The sequence below is a fragment of the Ramlibacter sp. GCM10027632 genome, from assembly GCF_042675325.1.
Lineage (GTDB): Bacteria > Pseudomonadota > Gammaproteobacteria > Burkholderiales > Burkholderiaceae_C > Ramlibacter.
The window spans coordinates 112,756-131,621 of record NZ_JBHTGW010000011.1 but is presented as its reverse complement, the minus strand read 5'-3'; the positions used below and the strand labels follow the sequence as shown (position 1 = coordinate 131,621).

15 protein-coding genes and 1 tRNA gene are annotated in these 18,866 nt (G+C 71.3%); 4 read left to right on the top strand and 12 right to left on the bottom strand.

Translation table 11 applies throughout. From position 1 onward, the window contains the following. Positions 1-79 precede the first annotated feature (79 nt). The 3 genes from ACFQZY_RS16500 to ACFQZY_RS16490 form a co-directional block, all read right to left on the bottom strand. Complete coding sequence (locus ACFQZY_RS16500) at positions 80-298, bottom strand: hypothetical protein (protein WP_377417811.1); 219 nt, start codon at positions 296-298, stop codon at positions 80-82. 130 nt (positions 299-428) lie between these two features. Next, a complete protein-coding gene (gndA, locus tag ACFQZY_RS16495) occupies positions 429-1,841 on the bottom strand; it encodes an NADP-dependent phosphogluconate dehydrogenase (protein WP_377417809.1) in 1,413 nt (470 codons plus the stop codon). Positions 1,842-1,912: 71 nt separating this feature from the next. Next, positions 1,913-1,989, bottom strand: a tRNA-Arg gene (locus ACFQZY_RS16490). Between the two features lie 315 nt (positions 1,990-2,304). On the opposite strand from ACFQZY_RS16490, the gene ACFQZY_RS16485 reads away from it, so the two are divergent. Then, positions 2,305-3,132, top strand: coding sequence for a dienelactone hydrolase family protein (locus ACFQZY_RS16485; RefSeq protein WP_377417807.1), 828 nt, complete (start codon positions 2,305-2,307; stop codon positions 3,130-3,132). Between the two features lie 22 nt (positions 3,133-3,154). On the opposite strand, the gene ACFQZY_RS16480 is transcribed toward ACFQZY_RS16485, so the two are convergent. The 4 genes from ACFQZY_RS16480 to ACFQZY_RS16465 form a co-directional block, all read right to left on the bottom strand. After that, positions 3,155-5,812: a putative bifunctional diguanylate cyclase/phosphodiesterase gene (locus tag ACFQZY_RS16480; protein WP_377417805.1), complete on the bottom strand. Its 2,658-nt coding sequence runs from the start codon at positions 5,810-5,812 to the stop codon at positions 3,155-3,157. A gap of 7 nt (positions 5,813-5,819) precedes the next feature. Continuing rightward, the gene (locus ACFQZY_RS16475) at positions 5,820-7,022 is read right to left on the bottom strand and encodes an ABC transporter substrate-binding protein (RefSeq protein ID WP_377417803.1); all 1,203 of its coding nucleotides are present in this window, start codon (positions 7,020-7,022) and stop codon (positions 5,820-5,822) included. A 69-nt stretch (positions 7,023-7,091) separates the two neighbouring features. Further along, positions 7,092-8,645: a galactarate dehydratase gene (gene garD / locus ACFQZY_RS16470; protein WP_377417801.1), complete on the bottom strand. Its 1,554-nt coding sequence runs from the start codon at positions 8,643-8,645 to the stop codon at positions 7,092-7,094. Positions 8,646-8,660: 15 nt separating this feature from the next. Beyond that, on the bottom strand, positions 8,661-9,677 hold the full coding sequence (locus tag ACFQZY_RS16465) for a LacI family DNA-binding transcriptional regulator (RefSeq protein WP_377417799.1): 1,017 nt from the start codon (positions 9,675-9,677) through the stop codon (positions 8,661-8,663). Between the two features lie 114 nt (positions 9,678-9,791). Here ACFQZY_RS16465 and ACFQZY_RS16460 point away from each other — a divergent pair, with 114 nt between their 5' ends. Next, positions 9,792-10,925: a mandelate racemase/muconate lactonizing enzyme family protein gene (locus ACFQZY_RS16460; RefSeq protein ID WP_377417797.1), complete on the top strand. Its 1,134-nt coding sequence runs from the start codon at positions 9,792-9,794 to the stop codon at positions 10,923-10,925. Between the two features lie 75 nt (positions 10,926-11,000). Further along, the gene (locus ACFQZY_RS16455; protein ID WP_377417795.1) at positions 11,001-11,972 is read left to right on the top strand and encodes a Bug family tripartite tricarboxylate transporter substrate binding protein; all 972 of its coding nucleotides are present in this window, start codon (positions 11,001-11,003) and stop codon (positions 11,970-11,972) included. Between the two features lie 729 nt (positions 11,973-12,701). Here ACFQZY_RS16455 and ACFQZY_RS16450 read toward each other — a convergent pair. After that, positions 12,702-13,523: an NAD-dependent epimerase/dehydratase family protein gene (locus ACFQZY_RS16450; RefSeq protein WP_377417793.1), complete on the bottom strand. Its 822-nt coding sequence runs from the start codon at positions 13,521-13,523 to the stop codon at positions 12,702-12,704. 194 nt (positions 13,524-13,717) lie between these two features. Here ACFQZY_RS16450 and ACFQZY_RS16445 point away from each other — a divergent pair, with 194 nt between their 5' ends. After that, complete coding sequence (locus ACFQZY_RS16445; RefSeq protein ID WP_377417791.1) at positions 13,718-14,788, top strand: aldose epimerase family protein; 1,071 nt, start codon at positions 13,718-13,720, stop codon at positions 14,786-14,788. 18 nt (positions 14,789-14,806) lie between these two features. Here the strand turns inward: ACFQZY_RS16445 and ACFQZY_RS16440 are convergent, their stop codons facing one another. Genes ACFQZY_RS16440 through ACFQZY_RS16425 form a run of 4 tightly spaced genes read right to left on the bottom strand, consistent with a single transcriptional unit; the run spans position 14,807 to position 18,838 of the window. Then, positions 14,807-15,775, bottom strand: coding sequence for a 2-hydroxyacid dehydrogenase (locus tag ACFQZY_RS16440; protein WP_377417789.1), 969 nt, complete (start codon positions 15,773-15,775; stop codon positions 14,807-14,809). Positions 15,776-15,809: 34 nt separating this feature from the next. After that, entirely contained in the window at positions 15,810-16,772 is a 963-nt protein-coding gene (locus ACFQZY_RS16435) for a tripartite tricarboxylate transporter substrate binding protein (protein WP_377417787.1), read from the bottom strand. Positions 16,773-16,796: 24 nt separating this feature from the next. Further along, positions 16,797-17,792, bottom strand: coding sequence for a Bug family tripartite tricarboxylate transporter substrate binding protein (locus ACFQZY_RS16430; protein ID WP_377417785.1), 996 nt, complete (start codon positions 17,790-17,792; stop codon positions 16,797-16,799). A 56-nt stretch (positions 17,793-17,848) separates the two neighbouring features. After that, positions 17,849-18,838, bottom strand: a complete 990-nt coding sequence (locus ACFQZY_RS16425) for a Bug family tripartite tricarboxylate transporter substrate binding protein (RefSeq protein WP_377417783.1) — start codon at positions 18,836-18,838, stop codon at positions 17,849-17,851. Between the last annotated feature and the right edge of the window lie 28 nt (positions 18,839-18,866).

The following is an 18,866-nucleotide window of genomic DNA, read 5'->3' as shown; positions in this document are numbered from 1 at the left end:
GGCACTGTAGAGGCCTGTCGCGCGCGGCCTGTCGTCCAGGCCCGGCGCCGCGCGTAGGACGCTGGCGGGATGCGAGGCCCTAGCGCCCCGCCTCCGAGCTGTCGCCACCGGGCAGGTTCTGCCCGGGAGGCACGGGCCGCAGGACGGCGCGCCCGCCGACCGGCTGGTCCGGCGGGTTGGCGGTGGCCGGGCCGCCCATCCTGCCGGTGTCGGTCTGGGCACAGCCGCCCGCCACCAGCGCGACCACGGAGACTGCGGCCAGCAGGGCCGGCCGCGCGAGTCGGGAGAAAGTGCGCATGGAAATACCTCCTTGGGTTGTCGCGTCGACACACGGGACGACGCCCAGGAAGGCGGCAACCGGCGTGCCCGCGGCGCAGGAGGGGCCCGCCGGGCGGGGCCAGGGGGCCCGGGGGCCTGACCTCAGCCGGTCAATCGGTCCAGCGGGTGTGGAACCTGCCCGGCCGGTCGGTGCGCTCGTAGGTGTGCGCGCCGAAGTAATCGCGCTGGGCCTGCAGCAGGTTGGCCGGCAGGCGCGCGGAGCGGTAGGCGTCGTACCAGGCCAGCGCGCTCATGAAGGCGGGCACGGCGACGCCGTGCATCGCGGCGGTGGCGACGACCTCGCGCAGGTCCTGCTGGCAGCGGGCCATGACCTCGGCGAAGTGCGGGTCGAGCAGCAGGTTGGCCAGCTGCGGCTCGCGCGCGAAGGCGCGGCGGATGTCTTCCAGCAGCCGGGCGCGGATGATGCAGCCGGCGCGCCAGCCCGAGGCGATGCCGCCGAAGGACAGGCCCCAGCCGTGCTCCTGGTCGGCGGCGCGCAGCAGCGCGAAGCCCTGGGCATAGGCGCAGACCTTGGCGGCCAGCAGGGCGCGGCGGACCTGCTCGACGAAGGCGCCCTGCTCGCCCGCAAAGGCGCGCGGCGCGGCCCCGGCCAGCACCTGCGAGGCGGCGACGCGCTCGGACTTGACCGCGCTGATGGCGCGGGCGAACACGGCATCGGCGATGGTCGGCGCGGGCACGCCCAGGTCCAGCGCGACCTGGCTGGTCCACTTGCCGGTGCCCTTCTGCTGGGCGGTATCCAGGATCAGGTCCACGAGCGGCTGGCCGGTGTCCTCGTCCTGGCGCTTGAGGATGTCGGCGGTGATGCCGACCAGGTAGCTGGCCAGCTCGCCCTCGTTCCACTGCCCGAACACGCCGGCCATGTCACCGGCGGACAGGCCGGCCAGCTCGCGCATCAGCCAGTAGGCCTCGCACAGGGTCTGCATGTCGGCGTACTCGATGCCGTTGTGGACCATCTTGACGAAGTGGCCCGAGCCACCGGCGCCGATCCAGTCGCAGCAGGGCTCGCCGTCCTCGGCGCGCGCGGCAATGGCCTGCAGCAGCGGGCGCACCACCGGCCAGGCCCGGGCGTCGCCGCCGGGCATGAGGGCGGGACCGCGCAGCGCGCCCTCCTCGCCGCCGCTGACGCCGGCGCCCACGTAGAGGATGCCGCTGCCTTCGAGCTCGGCGAGGCGGCGGGCGGTGTCGGTGAAGCGGGTGTTGCCGCCGTCGATGACCACGTCGCCGGCGGACAGCAGCGGGCGCAGCTGCGCGAGGACTTCATCCACCGCGGCGCCGGCCGGCACCATCAGCAGCAGCTTGCGCGGCAGGGACAGTCCCGCGACGAGGTCGGCCAGGCTGCCGGCGGCGCGGCCGCGGCGGCCGGCCACGCGCTGCGCGAAGCTGGCGCGCCTGGCGTCGTCGAGGTCGAAGCCGCTGACGTGAAAGCCCTTGCTTTCGAGGTTGAGGGCGAGGTTTTCGCCCATGACGCCCAGGCCCACGAGGCCGATATCAGAGGGATGCATGAGGGAAGCAGGAAACGGACAGGCAAAAGAAAAGGGCCAGTCCCTTGTGGGGAACTGGCCCGTTCTTGTTTTGGCGCGGCTGGCAGGATTCGAACCCACGACCCCTTGGTTCGTAGCCAAGTACTCTATCCAACTGAGCTACAGCCGCCAAGCCTTGAAGTATAGCAGCCTTTTTCGGGTTTTCGCGAGTCATCAAAAGTTTTGCGGGGCAGGCGGGCGGCGACGGGGCCCCGAATCCACGACGAAGGAATTCACAGGAACATTCCGATCACCCCTTGGATTTATTGATCGAATCATCTTTTAGAACGTGCGTTTTCATATTTTTCTTTTCGCGCTCGAGTGGCGCCCTGCGCCTTGAACGAGGCGCTCGCGGCCTCTGGTTAATTGGCAGAAAATTGCACGAACCCACCCCCGGTGCAACGGTGTTTTCTCTGCCAGAATCCGCCGGTAGTCCCCGCCTGACATGACGCTCGACGAACCGCTGCCGCACTACATCGACCTCGCCACGCGCGACGCGTCGATCGTTCGCGCCTACGTCGTCCAGCCGGCCGAGGCGCCGCGCGGCGCCGTCGTGGTGCTGCAGCAGATGGACCAGCGCACGCCCAGCTGGAATGGCGCGTCCCGCCGCACCCCGGCGGTGGCCAATGCCCGGCCCGGCGTGGGCGCCCATGCCCGCCAGATGGCCGAGAAATTCGCGGCCGCGGGTTACCTGGCCGTGGCGCCGTCCACCTTCAGCCGCGGCCGCACCGGCCAGGACTATGGTTACCGCTTCGAGCAGAGCCGCTGGGACCTGCGCCTCGTGCGTCCCCTGCAGCCCCTGCCCTCCGACGGCGTGATGCTGGATATCGAGGCGGCCATCGCCCACGCGCGCCGGCTCGCGCCGTTCCTGCGGCTCGCGGTGGTGGGCTATTGCTGGGGCGGCCTGCTGGCCTGGCGCACGGCCTGCCAGATCGAGGGCATCGACGCGGCGGTGTGCCACTACGGCGGCGGCATGGACACGCCCGAGGAGATCGCGCGCGAGCCGCGCTGCCCGGTGCTGGCGCACTTCCCCACCGATGGCAAGTGGATGTCGCGCACCGGCATCCGCCGCTTCATCGAGCACCATGGCAAGGAGCACGACGGCGCCCGCGGCCCGGTGCCGCAGTTCCAGGTCTACGACGCCACCTACGGCTTCATGCACCCGGGCCGCAGCGCCTACGACGAGGCGGCCTCCGTGGCGGCGCACCAGCACACCCTGGATTTCCTCGCGCGCCACCTGCAGCAGCGCCAGGAAGTGCCGCTGGCAGCCTGAGGCCACCTCGGGCCCGGCGCGCTTACAGCGCCTCGACCGCCGCAGCCTCCAGCGGCGTCATCATCAGCATCACCTCGGACATCGGCAGGGCCGGCGCGAACAGCCAGCCCTGGCCGCGGTGGCAGCCCATGCCCAGGAGGGCCTCACGCTGCGCCGGCTCCTCCAGGCCCTCGGCCGTGACCTCGAGCGACAGCCCCTGGGCCATGTTGACGATCAGGCGCGCGATGCGGTCCTGGCGGGCCTGGTTCAGGCCGGCGACAAAGGAGCGGTCGATCTTCAGGCGGCTGATCGGCATCTGCGTCAGGCGCGCCAGCGAAGAGTAGCCGGTGCCGAAGTCGTCGATCACCAGGCGCACGCCCAGGGCGGTGAGCATCTGCAGCTGCGGCATGAGGCTGGCCTCGTCGCGCGCGACCTGGGTCTCGGTCAGCTCGATCTCCAGGCCGTCCAGGGCCTGCGGGTCCTCGTTGGCCTGGTCCGACAGGTACTTGAGCAGGTCGGCGTTGCGGAACACCTGGGGCGCGGCGTTGAAAGCCACTTTGACGCCCGGGAAGCGGGCCTGCAGTTCCTTCTTGTCACGCAGCACGCGGCTGGCCACCAGCATGGTGAGCTGGTCGGACAGGTGCGCGTCCTCGGAGATCGGGATGAACTCGGAGGGCTGGATCACGCCCAGCTCCGGGTCGGTCCAGCGCGCCAGCGCCTCGAAGCCGACGATGGAGCCATCCCGCAGGTCGACCTCGGGCTGGTAGTAGACCTGCAGCACGCCCTGCTCGATCGCCTGGGCCAGCTTGGTCTGGATCAGGCGGTGGCGGTAGCGCTTGGCGCCCAGCACCGCGTCGTACCACATGACCGAGCCGCGGCGGGTCTGCTTGGCCTCGTTCATGGCCACGTCGGCGCAGATCTGCAGCTCGTGCCAGCTGCGGCCGTCCTCGGGCAGGCGGGCGATGCCCACCGTGGCGGTGGCCGGGATCTGGTCATGGCCGAACTGCACCATCACCGGGTTGACGGCCTCCAGCGCGGCGCGCAGGGCGTGCAGCGCGCCGTCGGGCGTGAGGTCCACCACGGCCAGGAATTCGTCGCCCGAGCGGCGGCACAGCAGGTGGCCGGCCGGCAGCACCTCGGACAGGTGCGCGGCCATCGCCTTGATCATCGCGTCGCCCGCCTCGTGGCCGTGGTTGTCGTTGACGAACTTGAGCTTGTCCAGGTCGAAGAACAGCACCGCCAGCCGGCCGCCTTCCAGCGGCAGCGAGTTCAGCAGGTCGCGGGCCTGGCGCGTCAGCAGGCGGAAGTTCGGCAGGCCGGTGAGCGCGTCGCGGTAGGCGAGGTTGCGCAGCTGGTTCTCGGCCTCCTTGAGGCGGCTGACGTCGGTGATCACGGCCACGTGGCCGCTGGTGTTGCCGGTCTCGTCGCGGATGGCGGAGATCGCCACCGACGTCGGGATGACATTGCCGTGCCGGTCGACGAAGTTGGTCTCGCCGGTCCAGCGCCCGTGCTCCTTGAGCGCGCGGGTCATTTCGCGGCTCTGGTCGCCGCGCCCGACCTGGCGGTACAGGCTGCCCGAGCGCCGCCCCAGCAGCTCGCTGCGGCTGTAGGCCGTCATCCGGCAGAAGGCGGGGTTGGCGTCGAGGATGTGGCCCTGCGGGTCGGTCACCAGGATGCCTTCCGCCGCGGTCGAGAAGACCAGCGCGGTGGTGCGCATCTCGTCAGCCGCCTTGCGCTGGTTGCGCAGCATGGCGGCCAGGGCGCGGGTGACCTCGGAGAGTTCGTCCTGCACCGACTCGTCCAGGCTGTTCACCGGCTCGCCGGCGAGCAGCTTCTGGCAGTCGACCAGCAGCTGGTCGAGGCGGCGGGTGGTGCTGGCGGAGAAACGGTCCGACCAGGTGACGATGCGGCGGATGTTCCACAGCCCCAGCGCGAAGGCGACCAGCACCACGACAACGATGATCAGCACCGCGTTGTAGACCGGCACGAATACCCAGGCGCGCAGCGCCAGGTTGAAGTCGCCGGCGCGCACCTGCTCCACGCCGTCGGACGACAGCCGCAGGCCCTCCTGCAGCGGCGGCATCGGCGGCTGGTTCCCCAGGGCGAACGAAACCTCGGTACCGGCGGCCAGGTCCAGCTGGCGGGCCAGGCGGACGGTATCGATGCGCGCGACGATGAAACCGGCCGGCGCATCGCTCATGGGCGAGAGCACGCGCTGGACCAGCACCAGGTCGGGCGAGCCGGCGGCGTTGGGCAGCAGGCCGGCGCCGTTGTGGCCGCGGCGCACCGCGTCCACCACCGCCTGGCTCGAGGCCAACTCCTGGGCGGTCGCCGGGTCGGGCGAGAGGAACACGCGACCGCGGTAGTCCAGCACCGTGAACTGCCGCAGGCTGGCCCGGTTGAACTGGGCCAGCAGGGGCGCCAGGTAGGCCTCGCGGCCCATGCTGTCGGTCAGGCCCGTCCACAGCAGCGGCGAGGTGCCCAGCGACTCCAGCTCGTGGGCCACGTTGGTGACCTCGGTGCCGAGCTTGGTCAGCACCAGCTGACGGTAATGGGTGATTTCATTGCGCTCGTAGGCCACGCCGGCGAGGACGGTGACGACGGCCACGAGCACCGAGGCGAAGATCACGTAGCTGCGCACGATGCGCACCAGCTCCGTGCGGATGCGAAGGCGCAGGTTGCTGGAAGGCGTGGATGACATTCGGTCCTTACTTCACCGGCACCAGGGCGCCATCGGATTCGACCCGCACGAACAGCACGTCCTGCGGGCCCAGGGCATCGTGCCGCTCGGGGGTGAACGCCGGGGCGTAGCGGCGCACCGCGCCATCGAACGGCGGCAGGCTCTCCAGGGCGCGGCGCACGTCGTCGCCGCGGGTGGAGCCGGCCTTGTCGACGGCCATCGCCAGCAGGTGCGTGATGTCGTAGGCATGGGCCGAGCCCACCGGGCTGGGGATGTCGCGCACACCGGCGAGCTTGGCGTCCTTCTGGATCCAGGCCGCCAGGCGGCGCGCGGCCGGCCGGCTGTTGTTGATGAAGGTGAAGGTCTGGATCACCTGCATGTCCACCTTGTCCAGGGCATTCAGCGCCAGCTCGTGGATCACGCCCCCGGTCAGGCCCCAGTGGGCCACCACCGGCACGCGCCGGGCCGGCGGCAGCTGGGCAAGCTGGTTGAGGAAGGGCGCGCCCTCGCGCTCGTTGGCCACCAGCAGGATGGCCTGGGACCGGGCGGCGAGGCAGGCCTGCAGCGGGTCATGGAAGTTCTGCTCGCCCCAGTTGTACCAGCGGGTGGCGACCACCTGCAGGCCATTGGCCGCGGCCCGCGCCGCCATCACCTGGTGGCCCGAGCGGCCCCAGGAGGTGTTGGGCAGGATCGCGCACACGCGCTGCGCGCGGTAGGCCGAGCGGGCGCGCGCCATCATCGCCTCCACGCCCCAGCTGTCCTTGAGCGAGAGCCGGAACACGAACGAGGGCGAGGGCGCGTCATCGGTGATCGGGTCGGCCGAGCCCCACACGCTGATGAGGGGCACCTTGAGGCGGTTGGCCTCGGGCATGGTCTCGACGGTCACCGGGCTGTACTTGCCGCCCAGGACACCGACCACGTCGGGCCGCGAGGCCATCTCGATGAAGTTGTCGCGCCCGCGGGCCGAGACGCCCTGGTTGTCGGTGGTGAGCAGCTTGAGCGGCCGGCCGCCGAGCACGCCGCCCCGGGCATTGATCTCCTCCATGGCGGCGCGGACCCCGCGCTCGATCGCCTTGGGCGAGGTGCTGGTCTTGACCCCGAAAGCCTCGTCGATGCCGATGTACACCGGCTCGGCGGCGCGGGCCGGGCCGGCCAGCGCCAGCCAGGCGGCCAGGCCGAGCGCCAGGCCGAGCGCCAGGAGGGGGTGTCGGGCGGGGTGGGCGGGCTTCACGCAAGCATTCTCCCAAATTCCGGGGCCACTGAAGAGCTCGGCAGCCCGGACGTCCCGCCAGCCCCGGGATCAGGTCACCGGCGCCGGGTTGAAAAGCACGAGGGCGTTGTGCAGCTTCCACTGCTCGGCCCAGGTCTTCTTGCGGCCGCTGGCCACGTCGAGCAGGAAACGGAACATCTCCCAGCCCACCTCCTCGATGCTGGCCTCGCCGTCGGCGATGCGCCCGGCGTTGATGTCCATCAGGTCGTGCCAGCGGCGCGCCAGGTCGCTGCGGGTGGCCACCTTGACCACCGGGCAGGCGGCCAGGCCGTAGGGCGTGCCGCGGCCGGTGGTGAAGATGTGCATGTTCATGCCGGCGGCCAGCTGCAGGGTGCCGCAGATGAAGTCGCTGGCCGGGGTGGCGGCATAGACCAGGCCCCGCGTAGCGGGCTTCTCGCCGGGCGCGATCACGCCGGCGATCGGCGCGGTGCCGGACTTGATGATGGAGCCCATCGCCTTCTCGACGATGTTGGACAGCCCGCCCTTCTTGTTGCCCGGGCTGGTGTTGGCGCTGCGGTCCACGCTGCCGCGCTGCAGGTAGGCGTCGTACCAGGCCATCTCGCGCACCACGGCCTCGGCCACCTCGGGGGTGGCGGCGCGCGAGGTGAGCTGGGCCACGCCGTCGCGCACCTCGGTGGTTTCCGAGAACATGATGGTGGCGCCGGCGCGCACCAGCAGGTCGGCGCAGAAGCCGACCGCGGGGTTGGCGGTGACGCCGGAGAAGGCGTCGGAGCCGCCGCACTGCACGCCCACCACCAGCTCGCTGGCGGGCACGGTCTCGCGGCGGCGGGCGTCCAGGCGCTTCAGGTGCGTTTCGGCCTGGCGCATGATGGACGCCACCATGTCCATGAAGCCCACGTGCGCCTCGTCCTGCAGGCAGACCACGTCGAGCTTGTCCTCGCGCTGGTCGGCGATGGGGATGCTGCCCGGGGGCAGCAGGCGCTCGGGCTGCAGCTTCTCGCAGCCCAGGCTCACCACCATCACCTCGCCGCCGAAGTTCGGGTTCAGGCTCAGGTTGCGCAGCGTGCGGATCGGGATGATGGCGTCGGGCGCGTCGATCGCCACGCCGCAGCCGTAGCCGTGCTCCAGGGCCACCACGTCGTCGACGTTCGGGTACCTGGGCAGCAGCTCCTGCTTGATCCGCTGCACCGCGAACTCGGTGACGCCGGCGACGCACTGCACCGTCTGCGTGATCGCCAGGATGTTGCGGGTGCCCACGCTGCCGTCGGCATTGCGGAAGCCCTCGAAGGTGAAGCCTTCCAGCGGCGGCAGGGCGCGGCCGGCGCCGGTGGCCATGGGCAGGCCCTCGAGCTCGCGCGCCGGCGGCATCTCCAGCAGGCGCTCGTGCACCCAGCGGCCGGCGGCCACGTCCTGCGTGGTCCGGCCGATGGTCACGTCGTAGCGGCGCACCTCGGTGCCGGCGGGCAGGTCCACCAGGGCCACCTTGTGGCCCTGCGGCACCTTGTCCTTCAGCGTGAGGCCGTCGGCGAACGCGGTGCCCGCGGGCAGGCCGCCGTCGTTGGCCACGATGGCCACGTTGTCGGCCTCGTGCATCTTGATGTACAGGGGGGGACGGGGGTTCATGGGGTCCTGGGTCCTTCAGTGGGGGGCCGGCCCGCCGGTGGATTCGCGCTCGACGATGCGGAACCCGAGGTCGACGACCGGGTGGGGAACGTCCTTGCCCGCGCAGCGGTCAAGAATCATGCGGGCCGCGACGCGGCCGATCTCGGCGCCGTCGACCTGCACGGTCGTCAGCGAGGGCCACAGGTGCGCGGCGAAGTCGGCATCGCCGAAGCCGCAGAGGGCCAGGTCCTGCGGAATGCGCAGGCCGCGGGCCATGGCCTCGACCATCACGCCCTGGGCCAGGCCGTCGGAGCTGCAGTAGACCGCGCGGACCTTCGGGTCGCGTTCGAGCAGTTCGGCCAGGGCGCGGCGGCCGGCCGCCAGGTTGCTGGGGGCGGGCACGACGGCCGTGGGCACCTCGCGGCCCACCGTGGCCTCGAAGCCGGCCCGGCGCTGCGCGGCGCGCTCGTCATCCCCGGTGGCGATGGCCAGGCGGCGCCAGCCCTTGGCGAGGAAGTAGCCGGCGACCGCGCCGCCCACCTTCACGTGCGAGAAGCCCACCGCCATGTCCACCGGCCGCTCGCTCAGGTCCCAGGTCTCCACCACCGGAAGGCCCAGGGCGCGCAGCTGCTCGCGGGCCTGCGCGCTGTGCACCAGGCCGGTGACCACCAGCCCGTCGGGCCGGCGGCCCATCATGGTGGCGATCAGCTTGTCCTCGCGGGCGTGGTCGTAGCCGGCCTGGCCGATGATCAGCTGGTAGCCCTGTTCGTCCAGCGCCTCGGTGAGCGCGCGCACGGTGGGCAGGAACTGCGGCACCGAGATGATGGGGACCAGCGCCGCCACGGTCATGCTGCGGCGGGACTTCAGGCCGCCCGCCAGCAGGTTGGGGATGTAGCCGGTGGCGGCCACCGCCTGCTTGACCTTCTCGATGGTGGCGGGCGAGACCAGCCCCGGGTTGCCCAGGGCGCGCGAGGCCGTCATGAGCGAGACGCCAGCCTCGCGGGCGACATCGTGCAGGGTCACGGTCCGGGCGGCGGGGGGGCGGGGGGGCATGGGTTTATCCGGATGGCATCAAGATTTTTGTTAACGATAACATACCGGCCTGCGTGCTTCAAAGCCGCTTGTTTTTCGACCCAGATGTTAACGTTCACAAGACCGATCGACGCCATGACCGCCAGCTCCCGGATCGCCCGCCTGCATGTCTCCTCCTGCTACCTGCCCCTGGCCACCCCGATCAGCGACGCCAAGGTGCTGACCGGCCGCCAGAAGCCCATGACCGAGGTGGCGATGCTGTTCGTGGAGGTGGAGACCGAGGACGGCCAGAAGGGCCTGGGCCTGAGCTACTCCAAGCGCGCCGGCGGTCCGGGTCAATTTGCCCATGCCCGGGAAATCGCGCCGGCCCTGCTCGGCGAGGACGCCAGCGACACCGGCCGGCTGTGGGACAAGCTGTGCTGGGCCGGCGCCTCGGTGGGCCGCAGCGGCCTGTCGACCCAGGCCATCGGCGCCTTCGACGTGGCGCTGTGGGACCTCAAGGCCCGCCGCGCCGGCCTGCCCCTGGCCAAGCTGCTCGGCGCTTACCGCGATTCCGTGCCTTGCTACAACACCTCGGGCGGCTTCCTGCACACGCCGACCGAGCAGCTGCTGGTGAACGCGCAGGCCTCGATCGAGCGCGGCATCGGCGGCATCAAGCTCAAGGTGGGCCAGCCCGATCGCATGCTGGACGTGCGCCGGCTGGAAGCCGTGCGCAAGCACCTGGGCGATGGCGTGGCCATCATGGTCGATGCCAACCAGCAGTGGGACCGGCCGACGGCGCAGCGCATGTGCCGCATCTTCGAGCAATTCAACCTGGTGTGGATCGAGGAGCCGCTGGACGCCTACGACCACGAGGGCCACGCCGCCCTGGCCGCTGCCTTCGACACGCCGATCGCCACCGGCGAGATGCTCACGAGCGCGGCCGAGCACGGCGAGCTGATTCGCCACCGCGCCGCCGACTACCTGATGCCCGACGCGCCGCGCGTGGGCGGCATCACGCCCTACCTGAAGGTGGCCGCGCAGGCCGACCAGGCCGGCCTGCTGGTCGCCCCGCACTTCGCGATGGAGCTGCACATCCACCTGGCAGCGGCCTACCCGCGCGAGGGCTGGGTGGAGCACTTCGACTGGCTGGAGCCGCTGTTCAACGAGCGCATCGAGATCGCCGGCGGCCGGATGCGGGTGCCCACCCGCCCGGGCCTGGGGCTGAGCCTGAGCGAGCAGGCCCGCCAGTGGACCCGCGAGCAGGCCACGTTCGAGGCCAGGGCCTGAGCCGCGTTGCCGGCCTGTCCCAGTCCCGCCCTTCCCCCGCCCTTCCCCCGCCTATCGACAGACAGGAGACCTGCGATGAAAACCCTGAACACGCTGATCGCCGCCCTCGCCTTGGGTGGCGCCGCCCTCGCCGCCCAGGCCCAGGCCTGGCCGGCGGCCAAGCCGGTGACCCTGCTGGTGCCCTTCCCGCCCGGGGGCTCCACCGACCAGATCGCCCGCACCCTGGCCAACCGCCTGCCGGCGAAGCTGGGCGGCACCTGGGTCGTGCAGAACACCGCGGGCGCCGGCGGCACGCTGGGCGCGACGGCGGCGAGGCGCGCGGCGCCGGACGGCTACACCGTTTTCGTCTCCTCGCTCGGCCCCTTCGTGATCGGGCCGCACCTGATCAAGGGCGTGGCCTATGACCCGCTCAAGGACTTCGACTACGTCACCGTCGCCGTGCAGGCACCCAACGTGCTGGCCGTGCCTGCCGCCTCGCCGCACAAGTCGGTGCAGTCGGTGCTGGACTTCCACCGCGCCAGCCCCGGCAAGATGACCTTCGCCTCGGCCGGCAACGGCACCAGCGACCACCTCACGGCCGAACTGTTCTGGCAGGAGACCAAGACCACCGGCACGCACATTCCCTACAAGGGCGGCGCGCCGGCGATGCAGGACCTGCTCGGGGGCCAGGTGGACGCCACCTTCATGAACGTGAACACCGGCCTGCCGAACATCAAGGCCGGCAAGCTGCGCGCCCTGGCCATCACCAGCGCGAAGCGCTCGCCGCTGCTGCCCGAGGTGCCGACGATGGAGGAACTGGGCTTCAAGGACGTGACCGTCTACTCCTGGCAGGCGGTGGCCCTGCCCAAGGGCGTGCCCGAGGACATCAGACGCAAGCTGCACGAGGCCATCGTCGGCGTCCTCGCCGAGGGGCCGGTGCGCCAGCCGCTGCTGGACCTGGGCTTCGAGGTGGTCGGCAACACGCCCGAGCAGTTCACCGCCTTCCAGGCCCGCGAGTTCGCGCGCTGGAAGCAGGTCATCGAGACGGGAAAGATCACGGCGGACTGAGAGGGGGCGGGGTCAGGTCTTGCATCAACGCGACGGTCTATCTCGGCCTCCGCCGGCTCCCTCCGGCCAAGTGAGAGGGGGCGGGGTCAGGTCTTGCATCAACGCGACGGTCTATCTCGGCCTCCGCCGGCTCCCTCCGGCCAAGCGCACTGCGCGGGCGGGGGCAGCAGGCACCCGGGAGGAGCTCACCTGCCAGCCCCGCGACATGAACCTCGCCGGAGGAGAACGCGAAGCACCCCCGCGCGAACCGACCCGGAGCGGGAACAGTCGCGTTAATGCAAGACCTGACCCCATGCCCCCCTGCGAAGCACCCCCGCGCGAACCGACCCGGAGCGGGAACAGTCGCGTTAATGCAAGACCTGACCCCATGCCCCCTGACCCCATGCCCCCCGGAGAAGGCGGAGGTGATCTCGCCGGCGCGAAGCCTTCACCATGGCAGCGTGAGCGGCGCGGGGCTGGCGGGTGGGCGGAGGGACCCGTGGGCCCGTGCACGGGAGTGCACCAGGCCCCCGGGAGGAGCCCACCTGCCAGCCCCGCGACGTGAACTTCGCCGGAGGGAAAGGGGAAGCACCGCCGCGTGAACCTCACCGGAGGAAAAGAGGAAGCACCGCCACGTGAACCTCACCGGAGGAAAACGCGAAGCACCGCCGCGCGAACCGACCTACAGGGCAAACAGTCGCGTGAATGCAAGACCGGCCCCCATGCCGCCCTCCCCCTGCCCCCCGGCGCTCACTCGAACGGCCCGGTACACACGAACGCACCGCCCTGGTAGATGTTGGCGGGGTCGTTCAGGTCCAGCACCGGCTCGGCCGCCTCGACCCGGTGGCGGAACGGCTCCGAGCTGTCCTGCGGGCGGTAGCCGATGTGGCGGGCCTTGGCGTTGTCGTAGAACGCGGTGGCGTTGTCGGAGATGCCGTAGATCACGCTCCAGCCCACCACCGGCGCGGTGAGGCCGGCCACCACCAGGCGCTCCAGGTCGTCGTAGGACATCCAGGTGGCCAGCATGCGGCGGTTCTTCGGCTCGGGGAAGGAGGAGCCGATGCGCACCACCAGGGTCTCGATGCCGTAGCGGTCGAAGTACAGGCGGGCCACGTCCTCGCCGAAGGCCTTGGACAGGCCATAGAGGCCGTCGGGACGCGGGGGCGTGTCGGCATCGATCACCTGGTCCTGCCGCCAGAAGCCGGTGACATGGTTGGAGCTGGCGAAGATGATCCGCTTCACGCCCTGCTTGCGGGCCGCCTCGTAGAGGTTGTAGACGCCCACGATGTTGGCCGCCAGGATCGGCGCCCAGGGCTGCTCGGTGGAGACGCCGCCGAGGTGGACCACCGCGTCCACGCCCTCGAGCAGCTCCAGCACGCCGGGCGCGTCGGCCAGGTCCAGCGGAACGCACTCCTCGCCGGGGGCGGCGGCGCCCAGGTCGGCGATGTCGGACAGGCGCAGCGACTCGCAATACCGCGGCAGGCGCGCACGCAGCTCGCGGCCCAGCCCCCCCGCCGCCCCCGTGAGGAGCAGGCGCTTGAACTTCAGGGCGGAGGCGGGTTGGGCGAGCATGGGCAGGAAGGAACGAAAGGGCAAAGCGGGGAAGGCCATGTTGTCGGTTGTCGTACAACACGGGAGCGGTTCAATGTCGTCGCTCGAAGGGGCCCTGTCAATCCGATAAACCTCGGGTTTCCCCTGAGACTCGAGGCCGGCTGCGAGCGGCCCAGCCGGTACAGTCTCCCCCAGCTGATCGCCCCCGTCGTACGATGACCACAGACTCCCCAGCCCTGCTGGACCCCTCCCGTTTCGAAGGCGAGGTCGCGGGCCGCCGCGTCGGCCTGTTCCTGCTTCGCAGCCCCGGCGGCCTGCGGGCCGCCGTCTCCAACCACGGCGCGCGGCTGCTGCAGCTGGTGGTGCCGGGGCGCGGCGGGCGCTGGCATGACGTGGTCCTGGGCTACGACCACCTGCAGCAGATGCTCGAGGGCATGGCCTCCATGGGCGCGGTGATCGGCCGCTACGCCAACCGCATCGGCCACGCCCGCTTCACCCTCGACGGCGTCACCACCGCCCTGCCCGCCAACGACGGCCCGCACTGCCTGCATGGCGGCCCGGCCGGCTGCCGCTTCCAGCCATTCGAGCTGCTGGCGCACGAGGCCGACCGCCTCGCGCTGGCCTGGACCTTCCGAGAGGCGGACGACGGCTTCCCCGGCGAGGTGCGGCTGGAGGTGACCTACACCTTGCGCGATCCTGGCGTACTCGCCATCGACTGGCGCGCCACCGCCGCAGGCCGGCCGACCGTGGTCAACGTGACCGCCCACCCCTTCTTCAACCTCGAGGGCCAGGCCAGCGAGACCATCCACGGCCAGCGCCTCGTGGTGGATGCCGCGCATTACCTGCCGGTGGACGGCAAGCGCATTCCCACCGGCGAGGTGGCACCGGTCGCGGGCACGCCCTTCGACCTGCGCGCAGGCCGCAGCTTCAGCGAGGCGCTGGCGGCGCTGCCGGACCACGCCTTCGACCACTGCTACGTGGCCGCCGGGGCGCGGGAGGGCGTCCTGCGCCGGCTGGCCCGCGCCGAGGCGCCGGGCTCGGGCGTGGCGATGGAGGCCTGGTCGGATGCGCCTGGGCTGCAGGTGTTCTCCTCCAGCGGCTTCGACGGCAGCCTGCCGCGCCATGCCGGCAAGGGCGGGCGCACCTACCGGCGCGAGGCCGCCTTCTGCCTGGAGCCGCAAGGCCTGCCGGACGCGCCCAACCACCCGCACTTCCCGGACACGAGCCTGCGCCCGGGGCAGTCACGCACCGGGCGCATCGAGTACCGGTTCTCCGCGCTGGGCTGACGCCCAGGCCGCGGGCCGTCAGGCCTCGACGGGGGCCGCCGACAGCAGCGGCTTGCCGGCGAAGAAGCAGGCGAGGTTGTCCAGCACCCGCTGGCCCATGGCCTGGCGGGTCTGCGCCGTGGCGCTGGCGATGTGGGGGACCATCACCACGTTGTCCAGGGTGAACAGCTCGGAGGGCACCTCGGGCTCGAACTCGAACACGTCGAGCGCGGCGCCGGCGATGCGTTTGCCCTGCAGCGCCTTCACCAGGGCGGCCTCGTCGATCACCGTGCCGCGGGCCACGTTCACCAGGAAGCCCTTGGTGCCCAGCGCATCGAGCACCGAGGCGTCGACCAGGTGGCGCGTGCCCGCGCCGCCGGCGGTGATCACCACCAGGAAGTCGCTCCAGCGGGCGAGGTCGTGCAGGCTGGCCTCGTAGCCCCAGGGCACGCCCGCCACCGGGCGGCGCGAGTGGTAGCGGACCTCCATGTCGAAGCCCTGCGAGCGCTTGGCGATGGTCTGGCCGATGCGGCCCAGGCCCACGATGCCCAGCTTCGCGCCGCTGACGCGGCGGCCCAGGGGGAAGGCCACCGGCGGCTTGGCCACCCACTGGCCGGCGCGCACGTAGCGGTCGCCCTCGCTGAGGCGGCGGGCGATGTCCAGCAGCAGGCCGAAGGCGAGGTCGGCCACGCAGTCGTTCAGCACGTCGGGCGTGTAGCCCACCGGGATGCCGCGGCGCGCGGCATGGGCCGGGTCGATCTGGTCGAGGCCGACGCCGAAGCTGGAGACCACGCGCAGGTTGGGCAGCGCGTCGAGCAGCGCATGGCTGGCGCCGGCGGCGGCGGAGGTCACCAGGGCCTCGAACTCGCCGCCGCGCGCGGCCAGGAAGGCCTCGCGCTCGGGGCCGGCGGGCGGCAGGCGGGTGACGTCGTAGGCCTCGTTCAGTTGCTTCTCGAGCCAGGGCAGCAGGCCCAGGGCCTGGAGGATGCGGGGACGTTGGGTCGTCATGTCGTCGTGGGTGGGTTGGAAGAAGGGCCGGGCGTCATTCTGGCTGGATGCCGGCGTCCTTGGCGACCTTGGCCCACTTGGCCATTTCCTTCTCGATGAACTGGGCGAACTGGTCGGCCGAGCCCTGCGCGGGCTCGATGCCGGCGTCCAGCAGCTTCTGGCGGACATCGGGCATGGCGAGGATGCGGTTGACTTCGCTGTTCAACTTGGCGACGACCGCCTTGGGCGTTCCGGCCGGTGCGAGCAGGCCGCCCCAGGTGCTGGTCTCGTAGCCGGGCAGGCCGGCCTCGGCCATCGTCGGCAGCTGCGGCTCGGAGGCGATGCGCTTGCCGGTGGTCACCGCCAGCGCCCGCACCGTGCCGGCCTTCACCTGGGTCTTGATCGCGGCCACCGTGTCGAACATCAGCGAGACGCGGCCGGAGATCAGGTCCGGGTGGGCCAGGGTGCTGCCCTTGTACGGGATGTGGACGATGTCCAGGCCGGCCATGCTCTTGAACAGCTCGCCGCTGAAGTGCGGCGCGCCGCCCGAGCCGCTGGAGGCGAACGAGAGCTTGCCGGGGTTGGCCTTGCCATGCGCGACCAGCTCGCCCACGGTCTTCGCGGGCACGGCGTTGTTCACCACCAGCATCAGCGGCACCACGTGGGTGAGGGCCACCGGCTCGAAGCCCTTGACGGTGTCGAACGGCAGCTTCTTGACCATGCTGGGGTTGATCGCATGGCTGCTGGCCACCAGGGCCAGGGTGTGGCCATCGGGCGCGGCGCGGGCCACGAAGTCGGTGCCGATGATGCCGGTGGCGCCGGCCTTGTTGTCGATGGTGACCGGCTGGCCCCAGGCATCGGTGAGCTTCTGGCCGATCAGGCGCGCGGCCATGTCGATCGCACCACCCGGCGAGGCGGGCACGACGATGGTCAGGGGCTTGGTCGGGAAGTTCTGCGCGCTCGCCAGCGAGCTGCCCAGGGCGATCAGGGCCGCGACGGGCCAGGACTTGAATGGCATGGAGTCTCCTTCGAGGGGGCGCGGTCAGTCCAGCGCGATCTTGTTGTCGGTGATGATGCGGGCGTAGCGCTTGCGGTCGTTGGCGATCAGGCGCTCGAAGTCGGCCGGCGTGCCGCCCCTGGCGACCGCGCCCTGCGCCAGCAGCTGCTGCTGCACGTCGGGCATGGCCAGCACCTGCTGCAGGCCCTGCGAGACCTTGGCCACCACCTCCGGCGGCGTGCCGGCCGGGGCCAGCAGGCCGAGCCAGGAGCCGGACTCGGCGCCCTGCACGCCGGCTTCCTCCAGCGTGGGCACGTCGGGCAGCGCGGCCACCCGCTGCTTGCTGGTGATGGCCAGCGCCTTGAGCTTGCCGGACTTGATGAAGCCGGAGGTCTCCAGCACCGAGGCGAACAGCAGGTGCACGTTGCCCGAGACCAGGTCGGTCAGCGCGGCGCCGCCGCCCTTGTACGGCACGTGCAGCAGCTGCGTGCCGGTGGCGATGCTGAAGGTCTCGCCCGAGAGGTGGGGCGAACCGCCGTTGCCGGAGCTGGCGTAGGTGAACTTGCCCGGGGCGGCCTTGGCCTGGGCGACGAACTCCTTCACGGTGTTCGCGGGCAGCGACATCGTGGCCGCCATCACGAACGGCAGCTCGGCGAACTGCCCGATCGGCACGAAGGCGGTATCCGGGTTGTAGTTCAGTTTCTTGTACAGCGTGGGGTTGATCGACTGCGTGCCGACGTTGCCCGTGAGCAGGGTGTAGCCGTCGGGCCTGGCGCGCGAGACCACCTCGAGGCCGACGTTGCCACCGGCGCCGCCCTTGTTGTCCACCACCACCGACTGGCCCCACAGCTGCGAGAGCTTCTGGGCCACGATGCGGGTGCCGATGTCGGTGCCGCCGCCGGCCACGAAGGGCACGACGATGGTGACGGGCTTGGTGGGCCAGGCGGCGGCCTGGGCCAGGGCCTGCGGCGCGAAGGCGGCAGCCAGGGTGGCGGCGGTGGCGGCCAGCGCGAAGCGGCGGGTGGAGGGAGCTCGGGTCATGGGGGCGGATCCTCGTGCGTTCAATGCGTTCAATGCGTCCAGTGCGTCCGGGACGTTCAGTTGGCGGTGGCGCCGGACTTCTTCACCAGCGCGGCCCAGCGCGGGATCTCGCGGGCCATCAGCGAGGCCAGGTCGGCCGGCGAGCCGCCCACCACCTCCATGCCCAGGCCGGAGAGCTTGTCGCGCACGTCGGGCTGGCGCAGGGCCTTGGCGATCTCGGCGCTGAGGGTGTCGACGATGGCCCTGGGCGTGCCCTTGGGGGCGTAGACCGCCTGCCAGGAGAACATCTCGAAGTTGGGCACGCCCGCCTCCATCATGGTCGGCGTGTTCGGCGAGATCGGGATGCGCTTGGCGGTGGTCACGGCCAGCACCTTGAGCTTGCCGGCCTGGATCAGAGGCACGGCCGCCGTCATCTGGTCGAACATGAAGGTGACCTGGCCGGTGGAGACATCCAGCATCGCCGGCGGCGTGCCCTTGTACGGCACGTGCGTGAGCGGCACCTCGATGATGTCCGCGAGCAGCTCGCCGGCGAGGTGGGTGGAGGTGCCGGCGCCGGAGGAGGCGAAGGTGCGGCGGGTCGGGTCCTTCTTCAGCAGGGCCACCAGGTCGGCCACGCTGTTGATGCCCGACTGCGCGCCGACCAGCAGCACGTTGGGCAGGAAGGCCACCAGCGACACCGGCTCGAAGTCCTTCACCGGGTCGTAGGGCAGGTTCTTGTACAGGCCGGCGTTGATCGCGTGCGTGCTGATCGTGCCCCCCATCAGGGTGTAGCCGTCGGGCGCGGCCTTGGCCACGTAGGTGGCGCCGATGCCGCCGCCGGTGCCCGGCTTGTTCTCCACCACCACCGACTGCTTGAGGGCCGTGCCCAGCTTGTCGGCGAGGGTGCGGCCGATCACGTCGGTGGAGCCGCCGGGCGTGAAGGGCACGACATAGGTAATGGGCTTGGCCTGGGGCCAGGCGCCCTGCGCATGGCCCAGGGCGGGCAGCGCGGCGGCGACGGCGCTCAGGCCGAGGCGGCCCAGGGCGTTGCGGCGGGTGATGGACATGGGTGTCTCCTCGTGTCTCTGGGGGTGT